General features: G+C 57.7%; 11 protein-coding genes. 8 read left to right on the forward strand and 3 right to left on the reverse strand.

The features are described 5' to 3' along the window. Positions 1 to 30: 30 nt before the first annotated feature. The 5 genes from PSR63_RS09485 to PSR63_RS09505 are packed head-to-tail and all read left to right on the forward strand — an operon-like array spanning position 31 to position 7,339. Positions 31 to 987: an AAA family ATPase gene (locus PSR63_RS09485; protein ID WP_274334314.1), complete on the forward strand. Its 957-nt coding sequence runs from the start codon at positions 31 to 33 to the stop codon at positions 985 to 987. Continuing rightward, on the forward strand, positions 984 to 1,880 hold the full coding sequence (locus tag PSR63_RS09490; protein WP_274332725.1) for a DUF58 domain-containing protein: 897 nt from the start codon (positions 984 to 986) through the stop codon (positions 1,878 to 1,880). Before PSR63_RS09485 ends, PSR63_RS09490 begins: the two co-directional genes overlap by 4 nt. Before the next feature lie 3 nt (positions 1,881 to 1,883). Next, positions 1,884 to 4,244, forward strand: coding sequence for a BatA domain-containing protein (locus PSR63_RS09495; RefSeq protein WP_274332726.1), 2,361 nt, complete (start codon positions 1,884 to 1,886; stop codon positions 4,242 to 4,244). Between the two features lie 12 nt (positions 4,245 to 4,256). After that, positions 4,257 to 6,524 carry a glutamine amidotransferase gene (locus tag PSR63_RS09500; RefSeq protein ID WP_274332727.1) on the forward strand — a complete coding sequence of 756 codons (2,268 nt, stop codon included), beginning with the start codon at positions 4,257 to 4,259 and terminating at the stop codon, positions 6,522 to 6,524. A gap of 53 nt (positions 6,525 to 6,577) precedes the next feature. Continuing rightward, complete coding sequence (locus tag PSR63_RS09505; protein ID WP_274332729.1) at positions 6,578 to 7,339, forward strand: DUF695 domain-containing protein; 762 nt, start codon at positions 6,578 to 6,580, stop codon at positions 7,337 to 7,339. A gap of 101 nt (positions 7,340 to 7,440) precedes the next feature. On the opposite strand, the gene PSR63_RS09510 is transcribed toward PSR63_RS09505, so the two are convergent. Beyond that, positions 7,441 to 7,902 (reverse strand): carboxypeptidase-like regulatory domain-containing protein, encoded by a 462-nt coding sequence (locus PSR63_RS09510; RefSeq protein ID WP_274332730.1) that lies wholly within the window; start codon positions 7,900 to 7,902, stop codon positions 7,441 to 7,443. A gap of 377 nt (positions 7,903 to 8,279) precedes the next feature. Between PSR63_RS09510 and hemP the strand changes: the two genes are divergently transcribed. Then, positions 8,280 to 8,462, forward strand: a complete 183-nt coding sequence (gene hemP, locus PSR63_RS09515; protein WP_274332732.1) for a hemin uptake protein HemP — start codon at positions 8,280 to 8,282, stop codon at positions 8,460 to 8,462. Here hemP and PSR63_RS09520 read toward each other — a convergent pair. Beyond that, positions 8,446 to 10,134 carry a serine/threonine protein kinase gene (locus PSR63_RS09520; protein ID WP_274332734.1) on the reverse strand — a complete coding sequence of 563 codons (1,689 nt, stop codon included), beginning with the start codon at positions 10,132 to 10,134 and terminating at the stop codon, positions 8,446 to 8,448. The two genes, hemP and PSR63_RS09520, sit on opposite strands and share 17 nt — an antisense overlap. 25 nt (positions 10,135 to 10,159) lie before the next feature. Continuing rightward, positions 10,160 to 10,789, reverse strand: coding sequence for a sigma-70 family RNA polymerase sigma factor (locus PSR63_RS09525; protein ID WP_274332736.1), 630 nt, complete (start codon positions 10,787 to 10,789; stop codon positions 10,160 to 10,162). 283 nt (positions 10,790 to 11,072) lie between these two features. Here PSR63_RS09525 and PSR63_RS09530 point away from each other — a divergent pair, with 283 nt between their 5' ends. Both PSR63_RS09530 and PSR63_RS09535 read left to right on the forward strand, forming a co-directional pair. Continuing rightward, complete coding sequence (locus PSR63_RS09530) at positions 11,073 to 11,546, forward strand: RNA polymerase sigma factor (RefSeq protein WP_274332738.1); 474 nt, start codon at positions 11,073 to 11,075, stop codon at positions 11,544 to 11,546. A 60-nt stretch (positions 11,547 to 11,606) separates the two neighbouring features. Then, entirely contained in the window at positions 11,607 to 14,699 is a 3,093-nt protein-coding gene (locus PSR63_RS09535; RefSeq protein WP_274332740.1) for a hypothetical protein, read from the forward strand. The last annotated feature ends 91 nt before the right edge of the window (positions 14,700 to 14,790 follow it).

The raw sequence follows: 14,790 nt of genomic DNA on the forward strand, positions 1-14,790 counted from the left end.
CTTCAAGAGTTCAAACAACAACGCATCGTCATGCAGCAGGAGCTGCAGAAGGTGATCGTCGGTCAGGACGAAGTCATCGAACAATTGTTCGCGGCCATTTTTACGCGCGGGCACTGTCTACTGGAAGGGGTGCCAGGGCTGGCGAAGACGCTCATGGTGAGCACGCTGGCCAAAGTGCTCGACATGCAGTTCAAGCGAATCCAGTTCACGCCGGACCTGATGCCATCAGACATCACCGGTACCAACGTGTTGGAAGAAGATGAAGACGGCCGTCGTAACTTCCGCTTTGTCGAAGGGCCTGTCTTCACCAACATTCTGCTGGCCGACGAAATCAACCGTACGCCGCCCAAGACGCAGGCCTCGCTGCTGCAAGCGATGCAGGAACGCGAGGTGACCGTCGGCCGCGATACGATGGATCTGCCGGAGCCGTTCTTCACCATCGCCACGCAAAACCCGATCGAGCAGGAAGGCACCTATCCGCTGCCGGAAGCCCAGCTCGACCGATTCATGTTCAACATCATCATCGACTACCCTTCGCTTGATGAGGAAGAAAAGATCCTCATGGCGACCACTCGGCAAGAGAAGGTCGAAGTTCGCAAGGTGTTCAGCAGCCGAGCGATCCTCAACATTCAAAAGCTCGTCCAGTCGGTCGCAGTCAGCGAGTACGTCATTAAGTACGTCGCTCGGCTCGTCCGTGCAACGCGCCCGCGTGATGCGGAAGCTCCTGCGTTCATCAAGGAAGTCGTCGACTGGGGTGCAGGCCCGCGTGCCGGTCAGAACCTGATCAACGGCGGCAAAGCGATTGCTGCCATGGAAGGTCGCTTCTCGGTCGCGATTGAAGACATCAAGAAGATTGCCATCCCCGTGCTGCGGCATCGTATCGGTACGAACTTCCAGGCCCAGGCCGAAGGGATGACTAACGTCGACATCATTGAGAAGTTGTTGGAAGAAGTCCCGGAACCCAAGATCGAAAAGTTTGAACGTTGACCACTGCCGAAAGTTATCTGAAGCCTGAGGTGATCCGCCAGATCTCGCGGTTGGATCTGCGCGCTCAGTTCGTGGTCAAAGGGTTCCTGCAAGGTTTGCATGCCAGCCCCTACCATGGGTTCTCCGTCGAGTTCAGCGAGCATCGCCGCTACGAACAGGGAGACGACCCCAAGGACATCGACTGGCTGGTCTACGCCAAGACCGACCGTTACTACATCAAGAAGTTTGAGGCAGAAACCAACATCACCGGCTACCTGGCGATGGATCTGAGTCGTTCGATGGCGTACACCTATCGCCAGGACATGACCAAGTTCGACTACGCGATCAGCCTGGCCGCGGCCCTTTGCTACTTGATGGTGCACCAGCAAGACCCGGTCGGCCTAGTGACGTTCGACACGAAGATCCGCGCGAGCCTTCCTCCCAAATCAAAACGCAAACAACTGGGGGACGTCCTTTCGCTGCTGGCCAATTTGAAGCCGACTGGCGAGACGGACATCGCGCACAGTCTTTCGCAATTGGCCGCGATGCTCAAGCACCGCAGCGTGGTGATGATCTTTTCGGATCTCTTGGCCGACGCGGACGAAGTGATGCGAGCTATCTACCAGCTGCGTCACCGCAATAACGACGTCATCCTGTTTCACATTTTGGACGAAGCGGAAGTAACGTTTCCGTTTGACGGGATGGTCGAACTGGAAGATCCGGAAACCAAGGAGCGGATGAAGGTCGACGCCAGTAACTACCGGAAAGACTACGAGAAAGAGATTTCGGCCTTTCGCGACAAGTATCGCCAGGATTGTTTTCAGGCCGGGGTCGACTACGTGGAACTCGACACGAGCATGCAGTTCGACAAGGCCCTGACCGAGTACCTCATCAGCCGCCAATCAAGGTTTTGATTCATGCAGTTCGCCAACGTCGGCCTGCTGCTGGGAGGCCTGCTCGTGGCCGTGCCGATCATCTTGCATTTGGTGATGCGGCAGCAGCCGAAACAATTGGAATTCCCTGCCCTGCGTTTCGTGCGGCAACGCAGCGTACAAAATACGCGCCGCCTGCAACTAAAACACTGGGTCCTGTTGGCACTACGCTGCCTGGCGGTGTTGGCATTGGTTGTCGCACTGGCCCGCCCTGGCGTCGCGTCAGCAGCCCTGGGCCGGTGGGTTCTCTCCGGCTCGCTGAGTGTGATTCTCCTAATTGGCGTCTTTGTTTCTTTGGCTGCCTGGCTGGCCGGAAGTAGCCGGACGCTGGCCTACATCCTGACCGGCATCACGGCACTGGTGGGTGTCGGCGCATTGGTCTCGGCGGTGATGGCCATGTCCAGCAGTTCGGGCCCAATCGTCGGTGAGCAGGAAGCCCCTGTCGCGGCGGTGATCATCTGCGATACGTCGCCACGCATGCTCTACCGGCATCAGAATCAAACGCGACTGGAGAAAGCCCAAGAGCTGGGCATGTGGCTGACCTCGCAGCTGCCCGAAGACAGCCAGATGGCAGTTCTCGATCAACGAACTCAATCGACGATCTTCGCGCCGGACCGCGGTGCCGCACGCCAGGCACTCCAGCGACTGGAGATCGCCGTGGGCGGACAATCCCTGATCGAGCTCACGCAAAACGCGCTCGAGATGCTGGAAAGCAACGAGCTGGCTCGCAAAGAGATCTACATCCTGACCGACCTGGCAGCTCCGGCCTGGGATACCAACCAGGCCCAGCGTCTGAAAACCGTTTTGGCCGAGCAGCCTGACATTCCGCTTTACATCATCGACGTCGGTGCCGACGACGTGCAGAACATTGCGATCAGTGACCTCGTACTTTCAGCCGAAAGTTCGCCTGAGAATCACGACGTCACCCTGCAAGCCGAAGTCGTTTCGGACGGAAGCGACCAGGTGCAGACGTTGGAAATGTTTGTCGAAGAAGTCGACGACAAGTTACCCATCGTGGAAAACGGTGAGCTGATCGTCCCCACGGCGACGCGGCGTAATCGCCAAACAATCGAACTGGCCGATGACCAGCCGCGCAGCGTGAGCTTTCGTCTGACCGGACTGGAAGCCGGCACGCATCACGGCTGGATTCAACTGGTCGGTGAAGATGGTCTGGGTGCCGATAACAAACGTTGGTTCACCATTGAAGCGCGAACGCCGTGGTCGATGCTGGTCGTCAAATCAGACAAAGCGGTTAGCGATCGCCTGGTCGATGCGTTGGCCCCACCCAGTTACCGGGAATCGGGACGGGCAGCTTTCAAGATCGACGTCATCTCGCAAAGCGAACTAACGCCCGCCAAGATGGAAGGGTATCAAGCGATTGCCCTGTTAGATCCAGCACCGATGCCCGACGCAACCTGGCAAGCGCTTTCCAGCTATGTGAGTCGGGGTGGCGGTCTGATGCTCCTCTTGGGTCGCGCGGCCGTCAAAGCCGACTTCAATACGGAAGCTCCCCAAAGCGTGCTGCCGGGGAAGATCTCACGTCAGTGGCGTGCCGGCAATCGCGAGTGGTTCCTGGCTCCAACCGAATATCAACACGCCGTTCTCTCTCCCTTCCGCGGAACCGGTGCTTCTGTCCCTTGGCGCGACTACCCGATCGACCGCTTCTGGTCGTTTGATGACATGGATGAAGACATCAACCCGATCGTTTCGTACAGCAACGGTACGCCAGCGTTGATCGAACAGCGGATCGGCGATGGCCTGGTGCTGACGCTGACGACATCGGTCTCGGACCCGCGTGGGGACTCCTGGAACAAGCTATTCACCGGGCTCGATACGTGGCCATTCTTCGTGCTGTGGAATCAAATGGCGCGATACGTCGTGCAAGGTGGCGACGATCACTTCAACTACACCGCCGGTGACGTGGCGACCTTGAAGACCGAGCCCGGCAACGAAACCGCGACTCACTTGCTGTTCACTCCCAATGGGATCGATCCCCAGGAAGTCGTTCCCGATGCCGGTACGATCACCATTCCCTTTACCAGCAGCCTGGGCACGTATCGCGTGCGTCCGTTGAGTGGTGGCAAGTCGATGGGCTTTAGCGTCAACCTGCCACCCTATGCCACTCGCATGGACAAGCTGACCGAAGCCGACCTGGATGACCTGCTGGGCCCTGGTCGTTATCGTTTGGCTCGCCAGCAGGAACAGATCGTCCGCGAACAAGGCAAGGCCCGCCTTGGCGTGCCGCTGTTCCCTTGGCTGATGTTGATCGTGGTAATCGTGTTTGGTCTGGAGAATGTCCTGGCCAATCGGTTTTACCGACAAGCACCTAGTGAAACGAACGCTTAAAAAGGAAGAGCTTTGTCGTACTGGTACCTGCAACCTTTGGGCGAGAGCTATCTCCTGGTGGGGATATTGGTCTTCGCGCTAGTTGCGCTGTTGGTACTGCGGCCTCAGTTTCACGGACTGACGCCCAAGCGGCATTGGATCCTTACCGGGCTACGCTTCGCGGTCATTTTGCTGATTGCCCTAACGCTGCTTCGCCCGACCTGGGTTCGAACGATCAAAGAGACACAGAAGTCACTGCTGGTGCTGATGTTCGACTCCAGCCGCAGCATGACGGTACCGGACGCAGGCGACGGCATCCCGCGCTGGGATGCCCAGAAGCAAACGCTTCAGCGGCTCGCCCCCGAACTCAAAGCACTGGGTGATGACATCGACGTGGCGATCTATCAGTTCGACGAGAACGCCACGCGTCTGGAATCGACTGATGGCCAGGTGCAACTGCCCAGCAGCCCCGACGGCCGCTTTACCGACATCGGTACTTCGATCGCCCAGATCATGCAGCAAAACATCGGCAAGAAGCTGGCTGGCGTTATCCTTCTTTCCGACGGAGCCCAGCGAGTCTACTCGCCCCAAGTCGAAATGCAGCAAGCGGCACGCGACCTGGCCCGACTGGAAACCCCACTGCATACCGTCACCTACGGCAAGGCGATCGATCCATCCCAGGCCCGTGATGTGGCCGTGGAAACGCTGGCCGATCATTACACCGTCTTCGTGAAGAACGAACTGGCAATCAAGACTTCGGTCCAGATTCAAGGCATGGCCAATCTGCCGGTGCCCGTGCAACTGATCGTGGAAGACGCCCAAGGCCAAAAGACGATCGTCGAAACGCAAGAGATCACGACCCCGAAGGTTCAGGAAACGGTCGACGTGATCTTCCGCTACACGCCCCAAACGTCCGGACAGTTCAAGCTGAGCATCGTGGTGCCTGATCAAGATGGCGAACTAGTCACCAAGAACAACGTGCTGAGCGCCTACCTCAATGTCCTGGAAGGCGGCCTCAAGCTCTTGTACCTGGAAGGCCGTACGGTCGATCGACCAGAACAAAAGTGGCTGCGGCAAGTGGTTGCCGAGTCGGCCGACATGGAACTCGACTTCCGCTGGATCGACCGGCGCCGACGCGATCAGTGGCCAGTCGATCTGACCGAAGCCATCGAAAAAGGCAAGTACGACGTCTTCATCATCGGCGACGTCGACTCATCGGCCTTGAGCCCCGAGACGCTCGATCTGCTGGCCAAACAGGTCGAAGACGGCAAAGGCCTGATCATGCTTGGTGGGTTTCATTCCTTCGGTGCCGGCGGTTACCAGACGACGATCTTCCAGAACGTGCTACCGGTAGAAATGAGCCGTTTCGATCGCCAGGACTTCGACGCTCCGATCCGCACCGACATGCACGTACCAGGTCCGATCACGATCGTCGCCACCGAGAACCACTTTCTCTCTTCGTTGGGTACCGATAGCGAAGGCGTCCCTGCGTTTACGGCGGTACCAGCGCTAACTGGGGCCAATAAAGTCACCGGACCGACGCAGCGAGGCATGACTATCCTGGAAACGCAAAGTGGTCAACCGCTGCTGGTCGCTGGCGAGTATGGTCTCGGGCGAACGCTGGCCTTCACGGCCGATAGCACGTGGCGTTGGGTGATGGCCGGCAAGAGTGATATCCACAAACGTTTCTGGCGGCAAATCCTGTTATGGCTGGCCAAAAAGGATGGCATCGAAACGCGGGATGTCTGGGTGCAGCTTGGCCAACGACGTTACGTGCCGGGTGCACCTATCCAGTTCACCGCCGGTGCCAACTCGCAAAGTGGCGATCCGCTGCGCGGCGTAACGTTCGAGGCCACCTTGATCTCGCCCGACGGAAGCCGCACGCCGATTCGCACGCTGCCCGGCGATAGCGTCATTGAAGGAAGCCTGGACGCTGGCCAGACGATGGGCGACTACACCATTGAAGTGGTCGCTCAGCAAAACGGCACCAGCGTAGGTACCGGCCTGGGACGCTTCTTTGTCTACGACCAGGACCTGGAACTAAGCGACCCTTCGGCTCGCCCTTCGCAGTTGGCGGCTCTGTCGGCCATCACCAAAGATGTCGGCGGACGAACGTGGACACCGGAAGAACTTCCGCAGCTACTCGATGAAATAAAGAACCGCCCACCGGAAACGGAAGTCGAAGTGCAGACGAAGTGGACCTGGCCCGAGTCAGGACGCGACAGCTGGATCAACCTACTATTGATTGTCGGCCTCTTGGGCTGGGAATGGTATCTGAGAAAACATTGGAGCATGGTTTGACGCGGCGTTATATTATGGCCTCCCCCTACTCTTTTCCTGCCAGGAGGCAAACTGTGTCGGAAAACTGGAACGCCTATCTCACGCAAATTGAAGACTCGATTACGTCGATCCTCTTAGACATGGGTGTCGCCGAAGACGCTCCCGTCCCGCAGAAGACCTGGCTCGTCCGAGTATCCATTGCACTGCAGGAACGCGACGAATACGGGCTGGCCACGGACGAAGAATTCACCGCGATCCGGCCACTAGAAGAGGCGATTGTCGAATCGCTCGAGCAAGGACTCGACGCGGTACATGTCGGCTGCATGACCTACGATGGACAGCGCGTGGTCGTTTTCTATAGCCCTACGTTTGAAGGAGTAGACGTGGCGTTGACCTCGGTCACGCAAGAGCATTCCACGCACGAGCTGAGAAGCAGCTACCAAGAGGATGCCGAGTGGGGCTTCTACTTTGAAATCTTGTATCCCTCGCCGTACGAAATGCAAGCAATGTCCAATGCCTCGGTGCTACATGGACTCCTAGAAGCAGGCGATACCCTGGAAGAAGAACGTCTCGTTTCGCACTGGGCCTATTTTCCCACCGAACAAGCACGAGCGCAATTCATCGCGGCGGTTCAAGAGAAAGGCTTTCAAGTCGACGAGGAAAGCATACAAGAGGAATCGGAACCACCCAATCCGTTTGGAGTTCAAATCGATCGTGTCGATCATGTCGATCAAGATTCGATCAACGAGGTAACCATCGAGCTATTCGACTTGGCCGACTCGTTGGATGGCACCTACGACGGATGGGAAACGTTTGTCGTTAGACCCGAAGATTAACCGCGGCGGACTGCTCTGCGACAAGCAGTCCGCTCACGGCTTCTGCTGGAGAGAACGGGAAGCGATGCGAACATCGCCTGAATGGTTTGCTTGAGTCGCCCCTAGAAGCCGCCGGTCTTCAGTTGGAAGAGCAAGTTATTGCCTCCCTTGTCGGAGATCTTGGCGTCTAATGGTCCCTTCTTTTCGTAGACCTTGGGAACAAATGTTTTCGGTGGTGGCACACCTTCGCCACGCTGCACCCCTTCGATCATCGCGCCTGCCCCCGGCTGCTGGGAAATGACCATCACGTAATAGTCACCGGGCGCCAAGCGTCCGCTGGCAATCGTGAACGAGCCACTGGTGACCTCGGTCGTGACTTCCTTCGCCTCGGGGTTGCCCTTGGGCTTGAACTTGATGATCGCCCCATCCAACGGACGTCCATCCAAAAACACGCGTCCGGTGACTTCTCCGGCCGAACCTCCGCAGCCGGAACACAGCATCAGCATCAAGGCCATTGCCCAGACCAGCACCACACTCGCTTCCACCGGGTTCCGCGTCATCAATTGCAATCCTCGATCGATCATGGCTGAGTCACCTCGTTCACGGCTAAGTGCCGCGATCCAGGAATCGATTTTAGGACTGCCACGATACTCCGGGGACCAACCGCGTGGCGGCTTAACGGGAAGTTAAAACTGGGCGCGAGCCAGCCTCGAATGACTGCCAAAACCCCCTCGCATTGCGGAACTACTTCCGCCTGAAGTAGGTGATCGAGAAGCTGGCTGGCCTCTGAAGCTGGCACGCAGAAGTGCGAAACGCTCGAAATGGAACGTTTTTGCGCCACACGGTTGATACCGAGTATCAATATCGCTATAAACTAACAGAGCGTTAGCCAGTGTCAACGACATCAGCGAATTTTCCTCGGTCCTCCCTACCCGACACGTATGCCTCGAAAAGCTTTCGCATGAATACCTCGGAACAAGATCAAAAGACACCTACGCCAACAAGCGATCCGACCACCCTGTTGAAGCGGACCATTGCCTCGGAAGAGATCATGGCCGGCGAGAAAGAAGTTTGGATTCAGCACGGCGACGCCGTCTATCGCTTGTGCGAAACCAAGTCGGGCAAGCTCATTCTCCAAAAATAGAAGAGGCCGGCGCGATCGGACGTTCTCGCTGCACGCGAAGACGCTGTCGGTAGTACTGCAAACCAGGAATGAAGAAACTGGCGGACGCGACGACGCCAAAGATCAGGTGGGCCGCATTGGGGTACAAGGCCATCGGGACACTACACGCGAACAGAGCCATTGCCTGGAAGTAAAACCAGCCGGTCAGGATGCCTCCCTTGATGAGGAAGATCATCCCGGAAATGATCGCCAACAGCGGCGATAACTCGAGCGGCCCCAGTCCCAGCAGCCATTCGACCGGAAAGAGAATCGCCACGCCAATCATGCCAGCGCCCCACACGTGCGCGATCTGACGTTCTACGAACGTGACCGGCCCCATCCGTCTTCGTAAGTACCAGAAGCAGGCCGCCCAGATTCCCGAGATGACAGTCCAGATGGCGACATAGTGCCAGGGATCTTGATCGTTATTCCACTGCAGTACCTGGGTAATCACACAGCAGATAAACAACACCAGGCTATGCCACATCCATAACAGGCCCCAGTTCTCGAGCACCTGGGCGTTATGTGTCTCGCGAAACACGCGAGAGAAGATCTGGAAAAACTGACCGCTGCGAGCCGAGATCGCTTCGTCGTTCAAGTACGCTTCAAAGTCTTCGCAAAGCATCTGTGCGTCGGGATAGCGTAGATCCATCGGCTTCTGTAGACAGCGAAGCGTGATCATTTCCAGATCGCGATCGACTTTCGGGTTTACCTCGTGCGGCAGCGGCGGATCTTGTTCCAAGACCTTGAGCAGTACATCGACCGGCGTTCGACCTTGGAAAGGAGGCTGTCCGGTGATCATCGCGAACAGAATCGTCCCCAACCCATAAACGTCGCTACGAACACCCACGGCGCCGCGATCACCACTGGCCTGCTCGGGGGCCATAAACGCAGGCGTACCGATAATCGCCCCGCTTCGCGTGATGCTGTCGACATCGCTGGTGACCTGCTTGGCCAGACCAAAGTCGGTCACCACAGGGCAGCCATTCTTGTCGATCAAGATGTTCGAAGGCTTAAGATCGCGGTGCAAAATGCCGTGTTGATGGGCTTCATGAACGGCGCTTGAGATGATTCGCATCATCCGCGCGGCTTCCTTCGCCGGCATCGGTCCGCGAGCCAGCCGCTGCGAAAGTGTCTCTCCTTCGATGTACTTCATGCTGAAGTAGTACCGACCGTCGCGCTGTCCTACTTCGTACACCGGAACAATGCCGGGGTGGCTCAGTCGTGCGGCCGACTCAGCTTCCGAGAGGAAACGGCTCAGTTCATCTTCCGAGGCCAGCTGCGCCTTGAGGATCATCTTCACGGCCACAGTTCGGTTCAGGCTTACCTGCCGAGCTCGGTAGACGACCCCCATGCCACCACGACCAATCTCTTCGAGCAGTTCGTAGTCGCCAAACCGCAGCGGCAGTTTCAGCTGCGAGAGCTTCTCGGGAATCGGTTCTTCATCTTCACCAGGGGCAGTGATCGAAACGTTGAGCGCGACCGCGTCGGCCAGCATCACCGCGCCCCACACCTCTTTCAGATCTTCGGCCAAGTGGGGATGCTCTCGCGTGACCACTTCCAGATCGACCGCTTCGCCGCGCTGAACGCGTTGGGTCAATTCATCGAGAAGCTCGGCCAGCTGTTCGTCGATTTGATCCCGGTCGGTGGCCATGCTCTCGCGTTGACTAAAAGAAGGATTACTCGTCGACGGCAGTCGGACCCAATAACGCACGCAAGCGGCGAATGGCCCGCAGGTAACGCATGCTGGCCGCGGCCGGAGTCAGATCGAGTGCCGCGGCGACGTCCTGGTTAGACAGTTGTTCAAAGTGCCGCATGATGACGACTTCTCGATCTTGCTCGTCCAGGTCTTCAATAGCGGCTTGAAAGCGGATGTGCAGTTCCTGCATCGTCGCGGCCGCGCCCGGCGTGGTGTTCTGATCGCACAACTGGGCAGCCAGATCGACCGACGACTGATCCATATTGAATCCGACGTTCATATTTTGTTCGCGGTCGACACTTCGCTTCCCGCTGACCCGATGACGGCGATGGGCATCGATAATTCGATCCTTGGCCATGTGCCGTAGCCATAAATGAAATGGCATTTTCGGGTTTTCTAAATAATCGGCCAGCCGGCGATTGGCATCGACTAGAACCTCTTGGACAATATCACTAGCATCGACTCGCTGCTGGATACGCTTATCCAGACGCATTTCGATCATCCGACGCAGCGAGTCGCGGTGTCGTTGCAGCAAAGCATCTCTCGCAGAAGTATCCCCATCTCGGGCACCCTGAAGGAGCTGTTGCGTTTTATCAGTTTCCGGCCACATATCTTTATTATTTTGAGCGAGGGGGGGCTCCAGCAAGCCACCAGACTAGAATTCCGGGAGAACCAGACCGACATTAACCCATAAAACCGGCCAATCTGGTGTTAAATCGCAACCATTCTGTTAAAAAATCGGTGCCCAGCCTAAATCGTTTTGGCCGGTCGTCTCGTCTATCTATGCGTAAGGGCCCATTGTGGAGCATTCGCGTCGCGCAAGCAGTACCCCCCCTGCGGAAAACCGTGGGGATACGCTGGAGACCCATTTTTCGGGTCTTCACGGGGAACTATTGGGCACGCTGTACCACCTTTTGGGCAACATGGACGACGCCCATGATGCCCTCCAAGAGACCTTTATCAAGTGTTGGCGAAACCGAGAACAATTACCCGAAATAGAGAATGTGAGGGCGTGGATCTTCCGCATTGCCGTGAATACGGGTCGCGACATGCGGATGACAGCCTGGAGAAGAAAACGCCAAGCACTGGGTGACGAGCAGCAAGTCGTCCCCAGCAAAGAGGCGACTCCTGAGCATCACGCCCACAGGTCCGAGCAGATGGAACGTTTACGGATTGCCGTATCAGAGCTCCGTGACGAAGAACGGGAAGTGTTCCTGCTTCGTCAGAACGGTGACCTTACGTACGAAGCAATTGCCGATGCGCTTTCCATTCCGCTAGGCACCGTCAAAACACGCATGCGAATGGCCCTCACGCATTTGCGAGAACACCTGGCCCCCCAAGAATCACCTCGAAAGAATCCTTTGTAAGTTAACTATCGTGCGACTAGCCTTGGTGGTAAGTCGCACCCAGCAGAACCTCACAGAGCAATGGACGATCGCGAACTACTCCAGCAGCAGATGCTGGAACTGATTTACGGCTTACTCTCGGACGAAGAGTCCGCAGAGCTGGTCGATCGTATCAGTTCCGACGGGCAGCTGGCACGCGAATACGCCGAGCTCAAAGAGCAGACCGAACTGCTGGCCGAGGTGACCCGGGACGAGTCGCAGCCTCCCAACTACGACCAATGGAAACAAGAAGCTGATGCCGACCGCCCGACGCCGCTTACTCCAGCGGCAACTTGGGCTTCACGCACGTTCCAGGCGGTCGCGGCCCTGGCAGCCTGTTTGCTTATCGTCGCACTGGGCTACCCGATGCTGAGCATCGACGAGCAAGGTCAAACGATTGCTCTGGCCGAGCAGAAAGAAAGCCTGGCCAATAACTTCCTCAGCGTTTCGGTCACCGGTCCATCCTTGATGGCAGCCGAAGTCCGCAACGACTTCTTCGTTTCCATCGAGAACGCCGACGCAGAGCCGGTGGATGCCGAAGTCGAGTACACCTTCAAGAATCCAGAAGGGGCCACCGTCTACTATGGCCTGACCAAGGCCACCAACGGCCAGGTCGTTTGTCAGATCCCGGCCGACGAAGTTTCGTACGCCGCGAAACTGGAAGTGGTGGCTCGTCACGAGAAAGCCAAGAGCAAGCTCGACGTCGACGTGAAGGCCGCTCCGCCCAAGCCGATTGCCGTTCTGCAAACCGACCGTGAAATCGCCGAACCTGGCAAGACAGTCAACTTCCGTGCGGTCGTCCTCGATCCGCAAACCAATCGCGATCAGTCTGCGAATGTCGACTTCGTTTACAGCGTGCCCAACCAACGCGGCCTGAATCGTATTGCCAGTGCCGAACGTTCGACGCTCAAGGGGGTCGCTCAAGGCCAGATGCAAGTCCCGGCGGCCAATGACTTCAACAACGTCGACCTGGTTGTCCAAAGTCCCGAACTACAGAACAGCTTTGAGCAGCGTGCTCTGCCGGTCGTGGATGCCCGTGCGAAGGATAGCGAAGAACTCGTCCGGCTTAACGCTCGACAGTACGGTCGCGACTACGCCAACAATGCGGGAGGCGCACGCTGGGGTGGTCAAGCTCCGTCGCAGATCGCGGCCAAACCGGAAGGTGGCAAGCTAGTCGCTGGCGTATCGAATCGCGTGCGTTACCTGGCAACGCGCGATCAAACCCGCAGGAGCCGCGCTCAGATGCAGGTTAACGGTGCGAATGCCAAACAGTTCGCCCAAACCGAAAAGCTGGACCAAGAATACGGCTACTTCGAGTTCGTTCCGCAGCCGATGCAGGAATATACCGTCGAAGTGATGGAAGAGAACCGGGCACCGCTACAAGAACAGATCCCCCAGGCCGAAGCCTTGCCGGCGGCATTGCAGGTCAACAATGGGGTCGCCCCTGCGGACGAGCCACTGGAAGTGGAAGTTCGTGTCGCCCAGCCGAACAACACCCTCGCGCTGGTTGCCAGCGATGGCTACAACACCATTGGACACAACCTGTGGGATGTCGGTGTCAACGCGCCGATCACGCAGCCGGTGCAGCTTGACCTGCCGGTCGAAGCCAGCGGCGCGCAGCGGGTGCAGCTCTTCAGCGTTCCTTCGCAAGACGAAGAAGACTCGGAAGCAGAACCGCAGTTGATCGCCGAACGGATCATCTATCGCATCCCGGTGCAGCGGTACGAGATCGATATCAACGGCCTGCCAGCGCAAGCCGATCCGGGCCAAAGCCTGGACGTGCAAGTCACGGTGAAGGACGAGTACGATAACCCGGCTCAGGCGACGCTAGGCGTACAAATGGAACGCATGTCGGACGTTGTGCCGCAGTCGCAGCAACCGCTCGGTCTCGAGGGCGAATGGTTCTTCAATCGTCGTGTGCAAATTCCTGAAACGGCCGCAGACCTCCCCGAAAACATCCGTGACCTGGAGAAAGACAGCGTCTGGTTCGACCAGGTCCTTGCCCTTTCGACCTGGAAGGAAGAACGGCCTGTTCCTACGGCGGAACCCGAGGCGATGATCGCTCGGACGGATCAGGATGCCGAGACCGTGTCGCCGGCATCGACCGGCAAGTTGCCGGTCATGCGACGATCCAACAAGAAGGTCATTCAGTCGCAGTACCAACAAGCACTAGCTGCGATCCATGCGGAGTGGGAAACGCAGCTGGAAGACATCCGCCATACTTCTAGCTGGATGCTATCCGTCGCTGGTGGAATTCTCGTGGTTTGCTTGATCGGCCTGGCTGTCGTTCAAGGCATGCCGAAGATCGGCGTCTGGGGACCGGGTCTGCTGGTCGCTCTGGGTGCTGTGCTGTGGGGAATGTTCTCGCTCAACCTTTCGCTTCCGGAACTCACCAGCCCTGCGGCCAGCCGCCCTGAAATGGTTGCGCTGAACGAAGCGAGCGACGAGCTAAAGGTAACTTCTGAGCTTGAAGTCGAAGAGTTGGCCCTAGAGGCAAAGAAGAACCGAATGGCCGATGGCGTGGCTGCCCCCATGGCCAACACGATTCCTTCGGAGCCCATGTTTGACGGTGGTATGCTCGACGAAGCACCTCAGCTCCGTCCGGCGGTTGAACTGCAACGCAATGCTGAGCCAACGATGCAAAAGGCTCAAATCGAACTACGAACCGGCCCAGCACGTTTTGCTCAGCCTTCACCTAGTGCTGGCGGCATGGGTGGAAACGCCGCCGCATCTGGGATGGGGATGAGCGACTTTGGTGCCGTGCCAGCCATGTCAGGATCGCCAGGGGCACCCGCTCCGCAGCCGGAGGTTCCGGCCGCAGAGAGCGAGAACGCGCCTTTCGGCAATCCAATGCCCGCCGACCCGGCCGGAGGCTTCGCAGGCCGTACGACCGATGAGCTCGATGAAGCCGAAAAGTTCTTGCCGGAACCGATTCTCTGGAAGCCTCGTCTGACGACCAATCCGAACGGTCAACTGAACATTCCCGTTCAACTGCCGCAGCAGCCTGGCCGGTATCGCCTGTTGATCGATGCCCATGGTTCGGGACGTTTGGGAACGGTCGTGCGTTACGTCGAAGTCCTTCCGCCCAAGCTCGCGGCTCCCGTTCCTGCTCCTACGAAGAAGGCGTCGAACTAAGGCCACGCCGGCTGTAACGGTTCTGCGGATCTTATCGACTGCCGATCGATCTCGAAGTCACATTTCCCCATGGCTTCATCTCTCAGCGCTA

The organism is Bremerella sp. P1 (assembly GCF_028748185.1).
In the GTDB taxonomy this organism is placed as follows: Bacteria; Planctomycetota; Planctomycetia; order Pirellulales; family Pirellulaceae; genus Bremerella.

What these genes read in the sequence shown, in the direction of transcription:
- hemP (WP_274332732.1), top strand. Translation starts at nt 8,280, where the DNA reads ATGAATACCTCGGAACAAGATCAAAAGACACCTACGCCAACAAGCGAT.
- PSR63_RS09485 (WP_274334314.1), top strand. Translation starts at nt 31, where the DNA reads ATGCAGCAGGAGCTGCAGAAGGTGATCGTCGGTCAGGACGAAGTCATC.
- PSR63_RS09495 (WP_274332726.1), top strand. Translation starts at nt 1,884, where the DNA reads ATGCAGTTCGCCAACGTCGGCCTGCTGCTGGGAGGCCTGCTCGTGGCC.
- PSR63_RS09535 (WP_274332740.1), top strand. Translation starts at nt 11,607, where the DNA reads ATGGACGATCGCGAACTACTCCAGCAGCAGATGCTGGAACTGATTTAC.
- PSR63_RS09520 (WP_274332734.1), bottom strand. Translation starts at nt 10,134, where the DNA reads ATGGCCACCGACCGGGATCAAATCGACGAACAGCTGGCCGAGCTTCTC.
- PSR63_RS09510 (WP_274332730.1), bottom strand. Translation starts at nt 7,902, where the DNA reads ATGATCGATCGAGGATTGCAATTGATGACGCGGAACCCGGTGGAAGCG.
- PSR63_RS09525 (WP_274332736.1), bottom strand. Translation starts at nt 10,789, where the DNA reads ATGTGGCCGGAAACTGATAAAACGCAACAGCTCCTTCAGGGTGCCCGA.